The following is a 17,966-nucleotide window of genomic DNA, read 5'->3' as shown; positions in this document are numbered from 1 at the left end:
GCTATATACTAACTTTATAAGCATTATATACATGAGGCCTTTTATAACTTCCCAATATTAGAGACAGACTACTCTATCTGATTTCTAACTTTTTTATATTTGGGAGTTCTTTAATCATCTCCATATTTTGAACCTTACTTTTCATAATACGTATTTCTTCTAGCGATTCTAATTCTTTTATTTTGCTAATATCTTCTATCTCTGCTTTGTAAATTACTAGCCTTTTTAGGTTCTTTAGCTTTTCTATCCCATTTAAACTGCCAATTTTACAAAAGTCCAAATCTAGCTCTTCAAGGGTGTCTAATTCTTTAATTAGTGACAAATCATTCAAATCTAGTCCCCACGTTTCCAATCTTCTAAGTTTCGGAAATTGCTCCTTTGTCAGTCTATTATTTACTTTACAATCATCAAGATTTAATTCTTCTAAATGATTTAATTTCCCTGCTTTTAATAAGTTATCCAATATCGCTTCATCTAAAGCTAACTTTCTTAGATTAGGCAAAGAAACTAATACATTAAAATCTCTAATTCTTTTAGCATTGCGTAAACGTAACTTTTCTAAATTTATTAAATTATCTAATCCCTCTAGGCTATATACATGATCTAAGCTTCCTATAGATAGATATCCTATCTTCTCTAAGTTAGATTGAGTTATACTTTTTGTATTCCAAGATTCTTTGAGTTTTTCTTTTACACACTGTTCAAGCCCTCTATCCTTTATCAATGCATCTTTTCTCATATATGTATTTATAGATAGGGCTAATGGGATTATAAGAACAATAGATAATATTTTCACCCATTTATATTTTGAACCATCTTTAAATACGTAATAAATAGCTAGTATTGCAAAATAAACTGCTATTTGAATATCCAATCTTAAGTATATAATTTGTGATCTATCTAGAATCAAATTTAATATTATTATTCCCCATAACAGTAGCAACTCTTTTTTATAAGTCCTTTTAAGTAATAAATTTTGAAGACCGTATACACCAAAATATATAAGCATTGCAAAAGAAAAATAATTAAGAAAATTAAACGGATATAGGATTAGTATTACTAATAATGCACTTAAATACATTAATATATTTTTCTTATAGTCTTGTTTGATTTCCTCATCCATAGACCTACTCCCCTTTAAAATCTGTTCTTAGAATTATTATATTATAGAATAGCCTATCTAATCTACTTGTTACATACCAACATGTATATTTGTGGTCATAGTTTACATAATTGACAATCTTTTCATTTACTCAATTATCTAATTCTATATTTAATTAAGTTCTCCTCTAAAATTACTTGTTACTCACTTTTCTATCACATTATTGCTATCCTAGATTTAATTATAAAGTAAAAAAGAGCTAGGCTTGAAGAATTCTCTTATTCTTCATAAACCTAGTCTTCCTCTTTACTTAAATATATCTCATATTCTTTTATTCATCTTTTAAAGCATATAACCCGTGTCATCTACTCCACACTATTACATATATTGTTTAACAGTTAATCAGATATTTTTTTTGTCGTACTTAAAACAAATTTAATAGCTGCAAAGTAAGCATCTCGCTCCTCATCACTCAATTTCTTTATCTTTTTAACAATACTATTAGAGAGTATTTCAAGTAACTCAGATATAAATTCATCACCTTTTTGAGTTAAGATTAAATGGCTCACTCTCTTATCCTTTTCGTTTTTTATTTTTTCTACAAACCCAAATTTTATTAATCTATTAGCAACAGGTGTAAAAGCTCCCTTTACAAGGTTTAACCTTTGACTTACTTGGGACATAGTTACTTTTTCAGCGTGCTTAATAATAATAAGCGCTTTTATATGAGTATCCTTAATTCCCTCGGGAAAATCAAAATTATCCTTCAACTTAGAAAAGAATGTCTTCTCTATAATATAATCTAATTCAAAAATGCTACTGATATCAATATCAAACACTTTTTATCACCTCTTCTTAGTTTTATTATAACACATCATTTTGTCCATTCAAGAATATAGTTCAAAAAAAAACTATTTGACACATTTAACAATTGATGTTATCATCATAATAGTTCAAATTAAAACCAATTAGAAATCGAGGTGTAGTAAGAATGGATAAAACTAAACAACTAAGGACTGCACCTATTGGTAAATTGCTTACTCAATATTCAGTTCCTGCAATAATCGCCATGATAGTTAACGCCGTTTACAATATTGTTGATAGAATATTTATAGGTCAATATGCCGGTGAAAATGCTTTAGCGGGCTTAACTGTTACCTTTCCAATGATGATGCTAATTATAGCTTTTGCTAGTCTAATAGGCTCAGGTAGTGCTTCAATTATGTCCATCAGACTTGGAAAGAGTGATAAAGAAGGAGCAAGTCAAACCTTTGGTAACGTATTAACTCTGGGAAGTATTGTATCTATTGTGCTCATGATAGTGTGTTATCCAAACATGAAATCAATCTTAACTTTATTAGGAGCAGATTCAACCTTGCTTCCCTATGGTACTGATTACATGAGTATTATTTTAATTGGATTCTTATTCCAAATGACATCCTTTATTTTAAGTAGCTCTGTAAGAATAGAAGGTTATCCTATGCTTTCTATGATATCGATGTTAGTTGGTGCAATAACAAATATTATTCTTGACTATTTATTTATAGGTATATTTAGCTGGGGAGTTAAAGGGGCTGCTATAGCAACTATTACAGGTCAAATAATAGGGTTTGGAGTTTTAATGGCTTTCTATTTAAGAGGGAAAAGTATGTTATCTATCACAAAGGAAATTTTTATTCCTAAATTTAAAGAAATTAAAAACATAGTTAGTATAGGCTTTACTTCATTTTTATCAACAATTGGAGCAAGTGTAGCTTCCATATTCCTAAACCGTTCATTGATCACTTACGGAGGAAATGCAGCAATCACTGCCATGGGAGCTATAAGTAGTCTATCGACTCTATTTATAATGCCAATGATAGGTATTCAACAGGGTATGCAACCAATAATAGGTTACAACCATGGAGCAAGGCTTAAAAAGAGAGTAAACAAAACTCTAGCATTAAGTGTTATAGCATCATCTATATTTGCTATATTAGTATTTATTGCTCTACAATTATCTCCTGAAAGCTTTATGTCTATGTTCTTGAGTAAAGAGTCTAGCACTATGTCAGTGGCGGTTACAGGATTAAGATATAATATTCTTATGCTACCAGTATTAAGTATAGGATTTATTGGGGGAGCATACTTCCAATCAATAGCTAAGAGCAAAGAGGCAATTATTTTAGGATCTCTAAGACAGTTTGTATTATTGATTCCCCTTGTAATAATCCTACCACAATTTTTTGGATTAACAGGTGTGTGGTTGTCTACACCAGTTGCTGATGCTATTACAATTGTATTAACACTTATAGTATTAATCAGGGATGTTAGGCGTCCTTATGAAGCAGAAAACAAAACGGACAAAATCAAATTAGCAGGATAGTGTTTAGTTCATCATCAATATGCTTTCCAAAAATATGAAACAGTCAATGTTTTTAAAGACACCATCGTCATTTGTATTAAATACAGCAAAAAACACTATGAATAACTGAAATTCATAGTGTTTTTTATTATGAAAGTAAAAAATTAAATTCTTTATTAAAATGTATTTTTATTCAATCTATGAAACTATTTCAACGGTTTCTTCTTGGGTCAGTTCATTTTCCTTATTTTTATCCTTAGTATTTGCAAAATACACTGCAAAGATTACTAATACTCCCCCAATAATCTGGTAAAAGTTTATTCTTTCATCCAATATAAAATAACTCGCTATCACGGTTACAACGGGAAGTAAGTTTAGAAATAAGGATGTTGTAGAAACGCCTAAGTAATCCATTGCATAAATGTATAGGTAATAGGCTATTGCCGAACAAAATATACCTAGAAAAATAACATTTAAAACTATCGTGTTATCTATTAGACTCCAATTAGTCGTTTCAAAAAGAACAAAAGGGACTAAGAAAAGGGTCCCAAATAGCGTCTGAAAATATACAATGGCTATCTGAGAGTATTTCTTGTATAATGGTTTCGTTATAATACTATAGGCCACCCATACAAGAACAGCCCCAAACATCAATAGATATCCCTTCAAGGAGTTTGCAGAACCTCCTCCACTATTAAATCCTACAATCAAATACACTCCGGCAAAGGATACAATAACACTAATGACCTTTTTCTTTGTTAACTCTGCTTTTAGAAATATTATTTCTGCAATTAGTGTGAAAATTGGTATAGCTGCAATAATTATTGAAGCTGAGGATGCTGATATATACTGAATTCCGTTGTTTTCAAAATAAAAGTAAGCACTTACTCCTATAAATCCTGACAAAGCTAACATTGGAATGTCTTTTTTATTCAGTCTCTTTTCCTTTTCCATTATCAGATAAATTATTGATAATACAACTGATCCAATTAAAAATCTAACAAGTGCTAGAGTCATCGGTGGTAAAACACCTACAGCTACTTTCATACTTAAAAATGACAACCCCCAGATTATAGAAGTTGCTATTATGGCTATTAGTGGCAATGTTTTCTTTCCGTCCATACCGCTATCCCCTTTTTTGGTGTATTTATAAATATACCTCGCTAAGTATTTATATCAAACACCTCTATTATACACCACTATTATGATTAATTAAACCCTTCATAGCCATAACGTATCCATATATTCCAAACCCACTTATTTGTCCAATACAAGCAGGTACGGTAACGGATTTTTTCCTAAACTCCTCCCTAGCATGGACATTACTGATATGTACTTCAACGGCAGGAATCCCAACTGCCTTTAGTGCATCTAATATTGCAATGCTATAGTGGGTATAGGCAGCTGGATTAATTATTATTCCATCGTATTTTCCATAGGCACCTTGGATATAATTTACTAGATCTCCTTCTATATTACTTTGAACAATATCAACATCTATTTCAGATTTCATAGCTTCTTCTTTAAGATACTTACACATCTCTTCATAGGTTGTATTACCATAAATACTCTTTTCCCTTATACCTAAAAAATTGATATTTGGACCGTTTATTATCAGGATTTTCAAGTTTTTCAACTCCTTTGCAAAGCTTTAAAGTTCCAGACTCTCTAGAAGTCTATTTATTACATCATTCATACTGTCATCATTTCTTACTTCATAATCACAATATTTCTTATATAATTCAATTCTTTCTTCATATAATTTATAAAGCTTTTCCTTTCCATCCTTTAGCAAAGGACGACCTTCTGTTTCTACATCGGATATTATCTCTTCAACTGATCTATTAATAAATATAATTATACCATTTTTCCCGAGAGCTTCCATATTACGAGGAAATTTCACTACCCCTCCACCCGATGATATTACATAGTCTTTGTGCTCACTTACTTCTTCTACTGCACTGGTTTCTAATTTTCTAAAATATGCTTCTCCATCATCCTTAAATACATCCGGTATAGATCTACCTTCCTTTTCTTCTATATAATGGTCTACATCACAAAATTTCATATTCAATCTTTGAGATAAAAGCTTTCCTATCGTTGTCTTGCCACATCCAGGCATACCTATAAGTACTATGTTTTTATTATTGTTTTGCATGATTTATAACCACCTTTTCTAGAGTCCAAGTTGCAAGTTCCACAAAAAAAATCATTTCTCTAGAATTAATAAAATCTACTATAGATAAACAACATTAACACTCAAAATAAATTTCAAAGAAAATAATGAAAGCTTCTACATTTTTTCTTTGAAATTTATTAAACCTTAAAGTTGATTATCTCTATATTAAATACTTTCAACTATTCTCTCATATATCCTATCAATTACTTCACCGCTAATATCTATTTCATTCCAAAGCTCCTGAGCTTTTACCGCCTGCCCAACAAGCATATATAGTCCATTTACTGTTTTAATACCTTGTTCTCTAGCATCTTTTAGGAATAGGGTTTCAATTGGATTATAAATTAAATCCACTGCCACATCAAAGTTTGATATATCTTCTTTTTTAATGGGCGAATTATTGGTCTTCGGATACATTCCACACGGTGTAGTATTTATTATTATATCTTGCTTACCTGTCTCTTTTATATCATCATAGGATATTACCCTATAATCTGTAAACTTCTCTTTTCCCATATTTCTATCTCTGCTTACAAGGGTTATATCTCCAATGTTTTTGTCAATTAAGTATTGTAACACGGATTTAGCTGCTCCTCCTGTACCTAGTACAACAGCTTTTTTATTTTCTATATTAATATTAAATTTGTTTAGCATAATACCAAAACCAAAATAATCGGTATTGTACGCAAAGGTTTTATCATCTTTGAAACATATGGTGTTTACAGCACCAATCTTTTTAGATTCCTCGGATATAACATCCAAATATTCCATAATATCTACCTTATATGGAATAGTCACATTTACTCCCTTAGCACCAAGTGCCTTCAATCCATATACTGCATTTTTTAATTCTTCTTTTTTGACCTCAAATAATTGATAATGTCCATCTAAATTAAGTTCTTTAAATATTATTGAATGTATCGCTGGAGAAAAACTGTGCTTTAATTTTTCACCTATAAGACCAAATAAAAGACTCATTTTATCCCACCTATTCCAATTTAATGCTGATTATATCCTATGCCCCACATAGTTGCCTAATAACTTAAAGTAGGTGCTGTTTTTTCTAATAGCCTCAATGGATCTCTTAACCGCATCATCATTTAGGTTACCACTAAAATCTATATAAAAGAAATATTCCCATGACCTATCTAGAATCGGCCTTGATTCGATCTTCATCATATTAAGGTTGTTTTCCATAAAATATCCCAAAGTTCTATACAATGATCCAGGCGTATGGGCAGTTGTAGTTACTATGCTGATTTTATTAGAGACTTCTTGAACCTCTAAGTCCTTACCTATCATTATAAATCTAGTGTAATTCTTCGTATTATAGTTAATATTTTCTTTAATTATCTTCAAATCATATAACTCAGCTGCTTTATGACTACAGACAGCAGCCTTATTTTTAGATTTCTCTTCATTTATATATTTTGCACTTGTTGCCGTATTCTTATATGGTATTAATCTTAGATCTGGATAGTCTTTAAAAAACTCACTACATTGCTTAAATGCTTGGGGATGGGAATATACTTCATCAATATCATCTGTTTCAGCATCTTTTAAAGCTACAAGATTATGCTGAACCTTTATACATCTTTCTCCCACAATGTAGAACCCATATTTCTTTAGTAAATCATATACCTCCGCAATTCCACCGGTAGAAGAGTTTTCTATTGGAAGTACTCCATAGTCAATCTCATCGTTTTTAAGGGCCTTAAATACATCTTCAAACTCTTTCACATTAACCGTCTTTGCTCCATCTCCAAAATACTCTGTTAAAGCTTCTTTACTAAATGCACCGGGCTCCCCTTGGTATCCAACTCTTAATTCGTGATCTAAGCCGCATGAATGATAGTTCTTCGATATATTTTTATGGCCTAAATAACCGTCCACTGCCATGTTCATTATATATTTTCTTTGTACCTCTCTGCTTATTTCCATGGCCTTGTTTAAAAATTCTCTAGTTTCATTTTCAAACTCACGATTCTTCAATCTAGAAACATTCTTATTTAAAACTTCTATTTCCCTAGCCTGGTTAAATATCGGTATATTGTTTTTCCTCTTGTATTCACCTATTTTAATTACCGTCTCCATCCGCTTTTCGAATAGAGCCACAAGTTCCCTATCAATTTTATCTATATCAACCCTAAGTCTATCTAGCTCATTCATAATAATCCATCCTTTTCCATCATCAAGTCAAGTAATGCTAAAGCTGTGGCAGCTTCAACAACGGGTACTGCTCTAGGTACTATACATGGGTCATGGCGCCCTTCCGTCTCAAGTTTAGTATTTACACCCTTCGATACATTAACTGTTCTTTGGCTCTTACCGATAGAAGGTGTAGGCTTAATTGCAGTTCTAAATATTATCGGCATTCCATTTGTAATCCCGCCAAGTATTCCACCATTATTATTTGAATATGCTTTAATGTCACCATCATCTATATATAATTCGTCGTTTGCTTCAGAGCCTCTGATCTTTGTTATATCAAACCCGATCCCAAACTCTACTCCCTTTACTGCAGGAATAGAAAAAAGTATTTGGGCTAACTTGCTTTCTACGGCTTCAAACATCGGTGATCCTATTCCTACAGGTAGATTTACCACAGCTGCCTCTATAACTCCCCCAACGGAATCCTTCTCTTCCTTTACCTTTAAAATATGCTCCTGCATTTCATTTCCCTTTTCATCATCTATAACACAAAATTCCTTATCCCTTAGACTCTTTAATAAGGAATCATCAATATTCACTAGATCAAAAGATTCCTCTTCTATATTTCCTATGCTTTTAATATGGCTTCCAATTATAATGTTATCTCTTTCAAGGATTTGCTTTGCTACAGCTCCTGCAAATACTAATGGAGCAGTCAATCTTCCTGAAAAATGGCCCCCACCCCTATAGTCATTAAAGCCTGAGTATCTTACATAACCTGTATAATCTGCATGACCGGGTCTGAGTAAAGATTTTGCAGCTTCATAATCCCTCGATCTTTGGTTCGTATTAAATATCACGGATGAAAGGGGAGTTCCTGTGGTTTTTCCATTGAAAAATCCACTTAATATCTCAAAGCTATCGCCTTCTTTTCTAGGTGTAGATATCTTGTTTCTTCCTGGAGCCCTTCGCTTCATTTCCTTATTAATGTACTCCATATCTAGTTCTATTCCTGAAGGAAGTCCATCTATAACTACTCCTATTGCCTTTCCATGGGATTCGCCAAAAATTGAAATCCTTATATTTTTACCCCACATACTGCTCATCAATCTGTCCTCCTAGACTCATAAAATCTTTCCAAAAATCAGGATATGATTTCTTTACTGCTTCACTACCAGTAATTATAACAGGCTGGGTACATTTAATAGAAGCTACAGCTAATGCCATGGCAATTCGATGGTCATTCCAGCTATCTACTGTACCTCCGATTAGTTCTTCTTTTCCTTCAATAAGCAATCCATCCTCTAGTTCCTGTACATTTGCTCCTAGCTTATTAAGCTCAGTTGAAATGGCCTTTAATCTGTCGGACTCTTTTATTCTAAGTCTCTCAGCATTGATTATTTTTGTAGTTCCATTACTTACAGATCCAAGGGCTGCAAGAACTGGTACAAGATCTGGGCATTGTGAAGCATCTATTACAGTTCCCTTAGTTTCTGATTCATTAACTTCAATCACATCTTCCTTTATGTTAAGGTCTCCACTCATGTTCTTTACGATTTCTAATATTGCCCTATCACCTTGTAGTGAATCAATCCTTAGGTCTCTACACTTAATATCGCTACCAAGCAATCCTGCTACAATCCAAAAAGCAGCCTGAGAAAAATCACCTTCGACTCTGTAGTATCTACTTTTGTATTTTTGATTTCCTTTTATATGGAATTCCTTATAATCTTTGTTTTCAATTTCTATATTAAAAAGCTTTAACATATCAAGGGTTAAATCAACATATCCCTTGGATTCAAGTTCAGTAGTTATCTCTATTTTTGAATCTCCATTTAATAGTGGTAAAACAAACATAAGTCCAGTTATAAATTGAGAACTGATGTTACCTTCGATTTTAAATGTTCCCGGTTTAAGGGTTCCTCTTACGCTCAGTGGTAACTTTCCATCTTCATTTCTATATTCTATATCTTGTTCGTCAAATATTCTATAGTAAGTATCTAGAGGTCTTTCCACAAGTTTACCTCTACCAGTAAATTTTATTTCATCACCGGTTATTCCAGCAAATGGGATAAGAAATCTTAATGTAGACCCAGACTCTTTACAGTCTATCTCATTATTGAAGGCCTCAACATCAGAATTCCCCCTTAATGTAACACAATATGTTTCCTCATTTGAGTTAGATTCTATACATTCAATACTAGTTCCTAAAGCCCTCATTCCATTCATGGTAGCTTTAATATCCTCTGAAAAAATCAGATTATCTACATCACTTACCTCATCGGCAAGACCTGCACATATTAGAGCTCTATGACTAAGGCTTTTTGATGGAGGAATTTTTATTTCGCCCCTTAGCTTTCTCGGATATATTTTAACAGTATTCACTGTTATCTCCCCTTTCAAATATGCATTCTTAGTTAAATTAAATATTTATCTACATCTTTTCTATTTATCTTCTTTATAAAGGACTCTCCTACTCGATGCAATAATACTATATTTAAATTATCCCCTTTGTTCTTCTTATCAAGTCCAATAGCTCCTATGATCTTTTCTTTATTTGTCTCTGGCATTTCAAAGGGCAGATTATATTTAATGATTATTTCTTCAATTAGTTTTGCTGTACCCTCATCTGTTATACCCAGTTCTTCACTCTTTTTCGTAATATTATACATTCCCATTGCTACTGCTTCGCCATGAGTATATTTCTTATATCCAAAATGCTTTTCTATAGCATGACCGATTGTGTGACCAAAGTTTAGAAGCATTCTTTCGCCTGTATCCTTTTCGTCCCTTTCCACTATATCTCTTTTTATAGTGCAGCAACTTTGTATTATTTCTTCCATATTATCAAAAAATTCTTCTTCATCTTTGATTTTCATTAGTTTCTCAAATAACCCTTTATCTCTGATGCATCCATATTTTATTACTTCAGCCATTCCATCATATAAAAATCTCTTATCCAATGTCTTTAGAAGTTCAGGATCTATGAAGACCACCTCTGGGTGATAGAAACTTCCAACAAGGTTTTTACCTTGAGGTAGGTTTACCGCCACCTTACCCCCTACACTACTATCGATTTGAGCTAGAAGACTACTAGGAATTTGTATAAATGGTATTCCCCTTAGGAGTGTAGAAGCTACAAAACCCGCTAAATCTCCAACGACTCCACCACCAAATGCTATTATCATATCTCCCCTTGTTATTTCAAAGGCTAAAAGTTCTTCATATATATCTTTAGCTACATCTAAGGATTTGCTCTTTTCTCCGGGTTCTATGACAATAATTTTAGTTTCAAAGTCATGTTCATTTAGGGAGTTAATTATTTCTTTGCCATATAAGGCCTTAACATTGGAGTCAGTTATTATGGCAATCTTTTTACCTCTGTATATCTTTTTGATTTCTCCACCAATATTCCCTAGAATTCCTCTTTCTATGATTATAGAATATTGTTTTTGTGGAAGATTCACCTCTAAAGTACACATACTAGATTAATTCCTCCCTTTTTTGACTACCCTTCCTAAATAGGGCCTTTAGGCTCTCCCTATCATTATTCATTATAGCCCTCTTGAAATTAGCTATACTGTTTTCAAATATCTCAATCTGTTTCAAATTGTTATCATAATTATCCATAATAAGCTCAGTCCAAAGTTCTTCATTAATTCTTGCTACCCTTGTAGCATCCTTGTAGCCTCCAGCAACGAAAAACTTTGTATCATTTCTACTATCGCTATTGATAAGGGCTGAAGCCACTATATGGGGAAGGTGACTTGTAAAGGCAATGATTTCATCGTGCTGCTTACAATCTAATTTTACTATATTTTTAAATCCGATCGCCTCTACAAGTTCCTCAACTTTTTTGATATTTTCCTCTTTATTTTTATCGGTAGGAGTTATTAAATAGTTTGCATTATTGAAGATATCCTTAGTAGCAAATCCCAATCCTTTACTCTCTCTTCCCGCCATGGGATGACCTCCAATAAAGTCTACATCCTCCCTAATAGTCGCACATATTTCTCTAACTAGTTTTTCTTTAATTCCAGCGGTATCAGTTATAATTGCCCCTGATTTGAAGTTTTCCATGTTGTCCCTTATGAACTTTACCGTTAGATTTGGATATATACATGTTATTACTATATCAGATTTTTTTAAAGGAATCTCGGGATTAGTATATCCCTTATCAATTATTTTCATCTTTTCGGCAGTTTTTATAACCTCTTCATCAATATCTACTGCCCAGAGATTTTTAGGATTTAGCTCCTTAAGTGCCATTGCAAAGGATCCACCGATAAGCCCGAGTCCTACTATTGTGATATTAAAGTCTAATTCTAACAAAACCACCACCCCTATACTTCTTTATTTTCTATACTTGCAAGCTGCTTTAATTTTACCATTAGATTTCTAAATCTCTCTGGAGTAATCGATTGTTGCCCGTCACATTTAGCATTTGCAGGGTCGTTGTGAACCTCAACCATCAACCCGTCAGCACCAACTGCTACAGCTGCTTTAGCTAGAGGTTCTACTAACCACCATAGGCCTGCCGCATGACTTGGATCTACAATTACTGGTAAATGGCTGTATTTCTTTATTACTGGTATTGCACTAAGATCTAATGTATTTCTCGTATATTTTTCGAAGGTCCTTATTCCTCTTTCACATAAAATAACTTTTTCATTTCCCTCGGACATAACGTACTCGGCAGCCATTAATAGTTCTTCGATTGTTGCTGACATCCCTCTTTTTAGTAGAACTGGCTTATCTGTTTTACCTACTTCCTTAAGTAAATCAAAATTTTGCATATTTCTTGCTCCGATTTGAATCACATCAACATCTTCAACAAATTTTTCAATTTTATCTGGTGACATCAGCTCAGTAACTATTGGAAGTCCTGTTTTCTCTCTCGCTATTTTAAGAAGGTCAAGTCCCTCATCCCTTAATCCTTGGAAGCTATATGGTGAAGTTCTTGGCTTGAATGCCCCTCCTCTTAAAAAGCTTGCTCCACTTTCTTTAATCTCTTCAGCAATACTTACAATTTGATCTTCATTCTCTACAGAACACGGTCCTGCTATAACAGAGAATTTGTTGCCACCAATCTGTTTATCTCCTATTTTTACTATTGTTCCTTGTGGATGGAAAAGTCTATTTGCCTTTTTGTATGGCTCCTGTACAAATATTACCTTCTCTACATTTCTATTAGCTTGAATCTGCGATGGATCAATCTTACTTGTATCTCCTACAAGCCCTAACAAATGGTAATTTTCTCCCTTTGACTCATGGATTCCACATCCTAAACTCTCCATTTTTCTTTTAATCTTATCTATCTTCTCTATTGGTGTTCCTGGTTTCATAACTATAATCACTTCACTTTCTCCTCTCATAATGAACTTTTTTTATTTTTTATTACAATCCCATGGGTTTTACTCTAAAAACAATATCTTCTGCAGAAAGATATACTATTCATTTGTATAATATAAAAAAAAAGAAGACTCATCTAATGAGTCTTCTGGATTTACTATCTATGTTTTTATAAAGGTTATAGTAAGCTTTTCTATACCCCTATGCCACACAATAATAATTTACTTCTCCTATTCTCATTAGAAAGGTTTCTCCATATTTTATTGCAAAACAAATACCCAGCGCTAAAATAAAAGTAAAAATAATAGCCCCAGTAAAAGGAAAAAAAGCTATAAAATTGTTCTGCGTTTACCTTTCTAATAAGTTTATCCATTTTGATTGCCTCCAAGTTTTGTATTAATGTATTCAAAATCTATGACTTATGTTCCTTCTAAATAAAATTTTAATGGAATCATGAAATACATAATTCTTTGATTTTGCATTTCAAAAATTTTAATATTGAAAATGATTATATCAGATACGAAATAGAAGTCAATAACTTTTTGAAAATTTAAAATAAATTTCTATAATATAAAATTTTTTAATAATTCACTTCATTGAATAAATATACCCAAGAAAATGGCTTTATAAAAAATCGATTAATCTTAGATTTACCAAAACGAATAACTTTATACTATAAAACTCAGGCTGATTACAAAAGCCAAAATATAAGTAATACAAGTCATCTGCTAGATAATACCTTATCTACTTTATTTGAAGCAGTTATTTCAAATTCTTAGACTTTTTAACTGCTTTTGAAGCTTTAATTAGAGCAAAGTCTTTTATAAAGATTCTCAAAGTGGACTTTGCTTATACACATAACGGAAATTATAGAGTTATCTTAGACTTGAAAAGGTTTGTAATTTCCTATGTATTATTAAAAACTATAATACTTATCAACTATCAATACTTTAAATTTTAAAAACAGGCACTAATACAATAATGGAGCAGGATTACATGTAATCCTGCTCCAACTATTGACAAAGAACCATATTATTTATTTTGTATTACAACCACAATTACTTTTACTTTTATGATTTGCTCCAGCACTCGGACAACCTATACATTTGGCGCCGTTTCGCTTTTCCTTAACAATCTTTGCAATAGATAAACTAATAATTACTATAATCACCAATCCAACTATTATATTTGTCATAATTATCTCCTATACGGCTTTTTCTAATTTCAGCTGCGCTACCTTATTTCCTTTTTTTACAAGGTATACAACATATGCTATCATTGCTGCAACAACAATAAGTCCTGGGATAAATCCACTACCTACAGAACCTGTTGTAGCTAATGTACCTATTTGATAAGTTAAAAATGCTACCACATAGCCCATTCCAAATTGGAATCCAATACCACTCCAAAGCCATTTACTATTTTCCATTTCCGAGTTCATTGCACCAATAGCTGCAAAGCACGGAGGCGTAAACAAGTTAAACATAAGATAGGCTAAAGCAGCCACTGAAGTTAACCCCATAACACCTGCAACATCTGCTGCCCCTGATACTAACGCCAATTCTTCTGTATCAATGAAGTTCGTAATTGAATAAACTACAGCCAAAGTACCAACAACATTCTCTTTAGCAATGAAACCAGTGATAGCCGCTGCTGCAAGTTGCCATATACCAAATCCTAATGGAATCAATAATATAGCAAATGGTGATGCAATACTAGCTAATATACTTGTTCCTTCTGCTCCTTCAGCAACAACTTCAAAACTCCAGTTAAATGTTTGCATAATTTGTACCACTGCATTACAAAGAAGTATAATAGTACCGGCTTTAACAATAAATGCTTTTCCTCTAGAGAACATTGAAACCGTAGCCCTTTTGATGCTTGGGAATCTATACTCTGGTAGTTCCATAATAAAGAACGATCTTGCATTTTTCTCTCCAGTAATTCTTACCACAATCAATGCCCCAAGAATAATTATAGCGATACCTATAAAATACATACTTGTACCAACCCACGCAGCATCATCGAAGAATATCCCAGCAAACAATGCAATAACTGGTAATTTTGCTCCACAAGGCATGAATGGAGTCAACATTGCAGTAGTTCTTCTTTGTCTTTCATTCTTGATAGTTCTAGTTGCCATAACTCCAGGGATAGCACAACCAGTACCAATAACCATAGGAATAATTGATTTACCTGATAAACCAACTCGCTTAAAGAAACGGTCCATTACTACAGCAACACGAGCCATATAACCACAATCTTCAAGTAATGCTAGCAAGAAAAACAATACCATAATCAGTGGTAAAAATCCAACTACAGCACCAACACCACCAATAATACCATCTAACAACAACGAGCTAAGAATCGGTGATACTCCTTCGCCAAGTACACCTTCAACCACTGCATATAAACCATCAATCCAGCCTACTAATGTATCTGCCAAAAGTGGTCCTAAATGTTCTTGAGAAATAGCAAATACTGTCCACATCACAAATGCGAAAATTGGAATTCCAAGCCATTTGTGAGCTAAAATCCTATCGACAGCATCTTGTTTAGTCTGCTTGGCACTGCTTACCTTACGGTTTTCCACCTTTGAAACAATAGCATTGACAAAATTATAACGCTTTTTGTCAGATTTTTCTACTTCATTAGCATTTTTAAGGTCAACACCTTTATTGTCAAATGGTGCTGTTTGGCCTTTTCCTTTAACTTCTACTGCTTTTGAAATTAAAAGGTCTAAACCATTGTTACTTGATTTCGTTGATACGGTTTTTATTACTGGACACCCTAAAGCTTTGCTTAGTGCAGTTACATCAATTTTTGTGTTCTTTTTCTCGTTCAAGTCACTCTTGTTAAGTGCCACAACTACCGGAATATCCAATTCCAAAAGTTGCGTAGTGAAGAATAAACTTCTACTTAAGTTTGTTGCATCAACAATATTGATGATTACATCTGGATTTTCATTTTTCACGAAGTCACGAGTAATAGATTCCTCAGACGTAAATGGTGACATAGAATATGCCCCCGGAAGGTCAACTGCAGTAATTTCTATACCCGTCTTGTTTAAATTGTTTTTTATCTTACCTTCCTTTTTTTCAATTGTAACCCCTGCCCAGTTCCCAACATGTTCAATCTTACCAGTTATGGCATTGAACATTGTTGTTTTACCACTATTAGGGTTCCCCGTTAGTGCTATTTTCATAATTCCCCTCCTAAATCATTTATTAACATAGTTAACTTAAGATAATAATAATTAATTATATATGAGATCAAATATCAAAGTTAACTCAAGTTAACTTTATGGCCAACTTAAAAGCTATATCCCTATAGCTTTTAAAAAAATTATACAATAATCGCTTCCGCCAAATCTGAATCAATGCTATATCTTGCATCCTTTATCGATATAACATAGTTTTCAGCTAATATAGATATTACGGTTACTTTTTCACCTTCATAACAGCCTAATGTGAAAAGGAAACTCTTTATTTCCTCATCATCGGTTTCAATCCTTTTTATTGTATATTCTACATCTACTGCTGCTTCAGATAAATTTTTCACTAAATCACCCTTATCCGTCCGTTTAAGATCATAGATGCCATTGATCATTTCACTTACTAAAGTATCAGACATATATATCCTCCCTTAATATATAACTTTTAAACTCTAGAGTTTTTTTCTAAATACTCTTCTATGGCTCGAAGCATACTATCACTAACAAAGTGCTCCATCTTACAAGCATTCTTAGATGCTTCAACTTCTGTCAATCCAAGGGAATGTTCAAGAAAATCAGCAATCATCTTATGTTTATAGTATATTTTTTCAGAAATTTCTCTGCCCTTCTTCGTAAGAGTAACAGTTCCATAAACTTCTTTTTGTACTAATTCTTGAGACTTTAGCTGTTTCATAGCTTTAGATACACTTGCTTTTGAAACCCCTAATACTTCAGCAATATACACACAATGAGCATGCCCATGCTCTTTTTCCAATAAATAGATAGTCTCTAGGTACATCTCCATCGATTCATTATAACCCAAAATTTTCCTCCATATAACCTGCACATGGCATTAAATAACAACGAAGTTAACAAATCTATTATGTATTTGGTAAGAAACCATGTAAAGAACTAATTGATTATTGTTATCATTTGCAATCCTATTATATTCCAATTGCTTATATTTGTCAATGACTTTTGCTCTTTTTTTATATATTCTTTACACCTTCTATTTGACTGTAATTTGGGGTGAAAAGCTACACTATAATCAAAGTCTATCATGAGAAGTAAAACATGATTTATTCGTAAAGATTTAAGATATTCATATGCTGTAGTTCCATATATTATTCTAAAATACTAAATGTAAAATAAATATACCCTCTGTACAATAGTCATTATGTTTTCACTATTTTGACAGAAGGTTTTAGTAACTTATACCGTTTTATTTATGCATTACATGTGATTTCCGCTAAAGCATTTTCCCATGTCTGTAAGCTACTATTATGTAGCCTTAAGTTAGGTATGTTTTTCTTTTTACAAATCTTCATTGTTGTATGTACTAATTTATGGGAAACAACATCAGTAAAAGTAACTATATAATCAGGACTACCTATTCTTTTTACTAAATCTCCCTTCATCTTACTAAAAACCTTTACTTTAAATCCATGTTTTTTACCTGTATCCTTATAAATCCTTTCCATACGTTCATGTCCACCTATTATAACAACACTCATTCTGTCTCACTCCTTTTCGTAATTGATAACGATTATCATTATTAATTATATTTTATCAGAATTTTCTATGTTGTCAAGTATTTTTTCTTTATATCGGTAAAAATTCAGTC

18 protein-coding genes are annotated in these 17,966 nt (G+C 32.6%); 1 reads left to right on the top strand and 17 read right to left on the bottom strand.

Annotated elements, in window-relative coordinates:
* Positions 1 to 73 precede the first annotated feature (73 nt).
* Complete coding sequence (locus tag R9X47_RS20325; protein ID WP_432662909.1) at positions 74 to 1,123, bottom strand: leucine-rich repeat domain-containing protein; 1,050 nt, start codon at positions 1,121 to 1,123, stop codon at positions 74 to 76.
* Positions 1,124 to 1,500: 377 nt separating this feature from the next.
* Complete coding sequence (locus R9X47_RS20320) at positions 1,501 to 1,941, bottom strand: MarR family transcriptional regulator (protein ID WP_432662908.1); 441 nt, start codon at positions 1,939 to 1,941, stop codon at positions 1,501 to 1,503.
* Positions 1,942 to 2,093: 152 nt separating this feature from the next.
* On the opposite strand from R9X47_RS20320, the gene R9X47_RS20315 reads away from it, so the two are divergent.
* On the top strand, positions 2,094 to 3,467 hold the full coding sequence (locus tag R9X47_RS20315; protein ID WP_432662907.1) for an MATE family efflux transporter: 1,374 nt from the start codon (positions 2,094 to 2,096) through the stop codon (positions 3,465 to 3,467).
* A 177-nt stretch (positions 3,468 to 3,644) separates the two neighbouring features.
* Here the strand turns inward: R9X47_RS20315 and R9X47_RS20310 are convergent, their stop codons facing one another.
* The 15 genes from R9X47_RS20310 to R9X47_RS20240 all read right to left on the bottom strand — a co-directional run bounded on the left by R9X47_RS20310 (position 3,645) and on the right by R9X47_RS20240 (position 17,856).
* Complete coding sequence (locus R9X47_RS20310; protein ID WP_432662906.1) at positions 3,645 to 4,568, bottom strand: DMT family transporter; 924 nt, start codon at positions 4,566 to 4,568, stop codon at positions 3,645 to 3,647.
* 67 nt (positions 4,569 to 4,635) lie between these two features.
* Complete coding sequence (gene aroQ / locus R9X47_RS20305) at positions 4,636 to 5,073, bottom strand: type II 3-dehydroquinate dehydratase (protein WP_432662905.1); 438 nt, start codon at positions 5,071 to 5,073, stop codon at positions 4,636 to 4,638.
* Between the two features lie 24 nt (positions 5,074 to 5,097).
* On the bottom strand, positions 5,098 to 5,604 hold the full coding sequence (locus R9X47_RS20300) for a shikimate kinase (protein ID WP_432662904.1): 507 nt from the start codon (positions 5,602 to 5,604) through the stop codon (positions 5,098 to 5,100).
* A 186-nt stretch (positions 5,605 to 5,790) separates the two neighbouring features.
* Positions 5,791 to 6,603, bottom strand: a complete 813-nt coding sequence (aroE, locus tag R9X47_RS20295; RefSeq protein ID WP_432662903.1) for a shikimate dehydrogenase — start codon at positions 6,601 to 6,603, stop codon at positions 5,791 to 5,793.
* 30 nt (positions 6,604 to 6,633) lie between these two features.
* Positions 6,634 to 7,794, bottom strand: a complete 1,161-nt coding sequence (locus R9X47_RS20290) for a chorismate mutase (RefSeq protein WP_432662902.1) — start codon at positions 7,792 to 7,794, stop codon at positions 6,634 to 6,636.
* Positions 7,791 to 8,882, bottom strand: a complete 1,092-nt coding sequence (gene aroC / locus R9X47_RS20285; RefSeq protein WP_432662901.1) for a chorismate synthase — start codon at positions 8,880 to 8,882, stop codon at positions 7,791 to 7,793. Before aroC ends, R9X47_RS20290 begins: the two co-directional genes overlap by 4 nt.
* Positions 8,863 to 10,161: a 3-phosphoshikimate 1-carboxyvinyltransferase gene (gene aroA, locus R9X47_RS20280; protein WP_432662900.1), complete on the bottom strand. Its 1,299-nt coding sequence runs from the start codon at positions 10,159 to 10,161 to the stop codon at positions 8,863 to 8,865. The genes aroC and aroA overlap by 20 nt, the downstream gene beginning before the upstream one ends.
* 32 nt (positions 10,162 to 10,193) lie before the next feature.
* Positions 10,194 to 11,258, bottom strand: a complete 1,065-nt coding sequence (aroB, locus tag R9X47_RS20275; protein WP_432662899.1) for a 3-dehydroquinate synthase — start codon at positions 11,256 to 11,258, stop codon at positions 10,194 to 10,196.
* A gap of 1 nt (position 11,259) precedes the next feature.
* Entirely contained in the window at positions 11,260 to 12,114 is an 855-nt protein-coding gene (locus tag R9X47_RS20270) for a prephenate dehydrogenase (protein ID WP_432667673.1), read from the bottom strand.
* A gap of 5 nt (positions 12,115 to 12,119) precedes the next feature.
* Positions 12,120 to 13,133 carry a 3-deoxy-7-phosphoheptulonate synthase gene (gene aroF / locus R9X47_RS20265; protein WP_432662898.1) on the bottom strand — a complete coding sequence of 338 codons (1,014 nt, stop codon included), beginning with the start codon at positions 13,131 to 13,133 and terminating at the stop codon, positions 12,120 to 12,122.
* A 1,031-nt stretch (positions 13,134 to 14,164) separates the two neighbouring features.
* Positions 14,165 to 14,323, bottom strand: coding sequence for a hypothetical protein (locus R9X47_RS20260; RefSeq protein ID WP_432662897.1), 159 nt, complete (start codon positions 14,321 to 14,323; stop codon positions 14,165 to 14,167).
* Between the two features lie 9 nt (positions 14,324 to 14,332).
* Positions 14,333 to 16,333 carry a ferrous iron transport protein B gene (gene feoB, locus R9X47_RS20255; RefSeq protein ID WP_432662896.1) on the bottom strand — a complete coding sequence of 667 codons (2,001 nt, stop codon included), beginning with the start codon at positions 16,331 to 16,333 and terminating at the stop codon, positions 14,333 to 14,335.
* A gap of 140 nt (positions 16,334 to 16,473) precedes the next feature.
* Positions 16,474 to 16,761: a FeoA family protein gene (locus tag R9X47_RS20250; protein WP_432662895.1), complete on the bottom strand. Its 288-nt coding sequence runs from the start codon at positions 16,759 to 16,761 to the stop codon at positions 16,474 to 16,476.
* Between the two features lie 26 nt (positions 16,762 to 16,787).
* Positions 16,788 to 17,165, bottom strand: a complete 378-nt coding sequence (locus R9X47_RS20245) for a metal-dependent transcriptional regulator (protein WP_432662894.1) — start codon at positions 17,163 to 17,165, stop codon at positions 16,788 to 16,790.
* 403 nt (positions 17,166 to 17,568) lie between these two features.
* Entirely contained in the window at positions 17,569 to 17,856 is a 288-nt protein-coding gene (locus R9X47_RS20240) for a DUF2325 domain-containing protein (protein WP_432662893.1), read from the bottom strand.
* Positions 17,857 to 17,966 lie beyond the last annotated feature (110 nt).

Origin of the sequence: Wukongibacter baidiensis (genome assembly GCF_050888315.1) — a bacterium.
In the GTDB taxonomy this organism is placed as follows: Bacteria; Bacillota; Clostridia; order Peptostreptococcales; family Caminicellaceae; genus Wukongibacter; species Wukongibacter baidiensis.
Note: the sequence above shows the minus strand (reverse complement) of the source record. Positions and strands in the feature narration are given on the sequence as shown.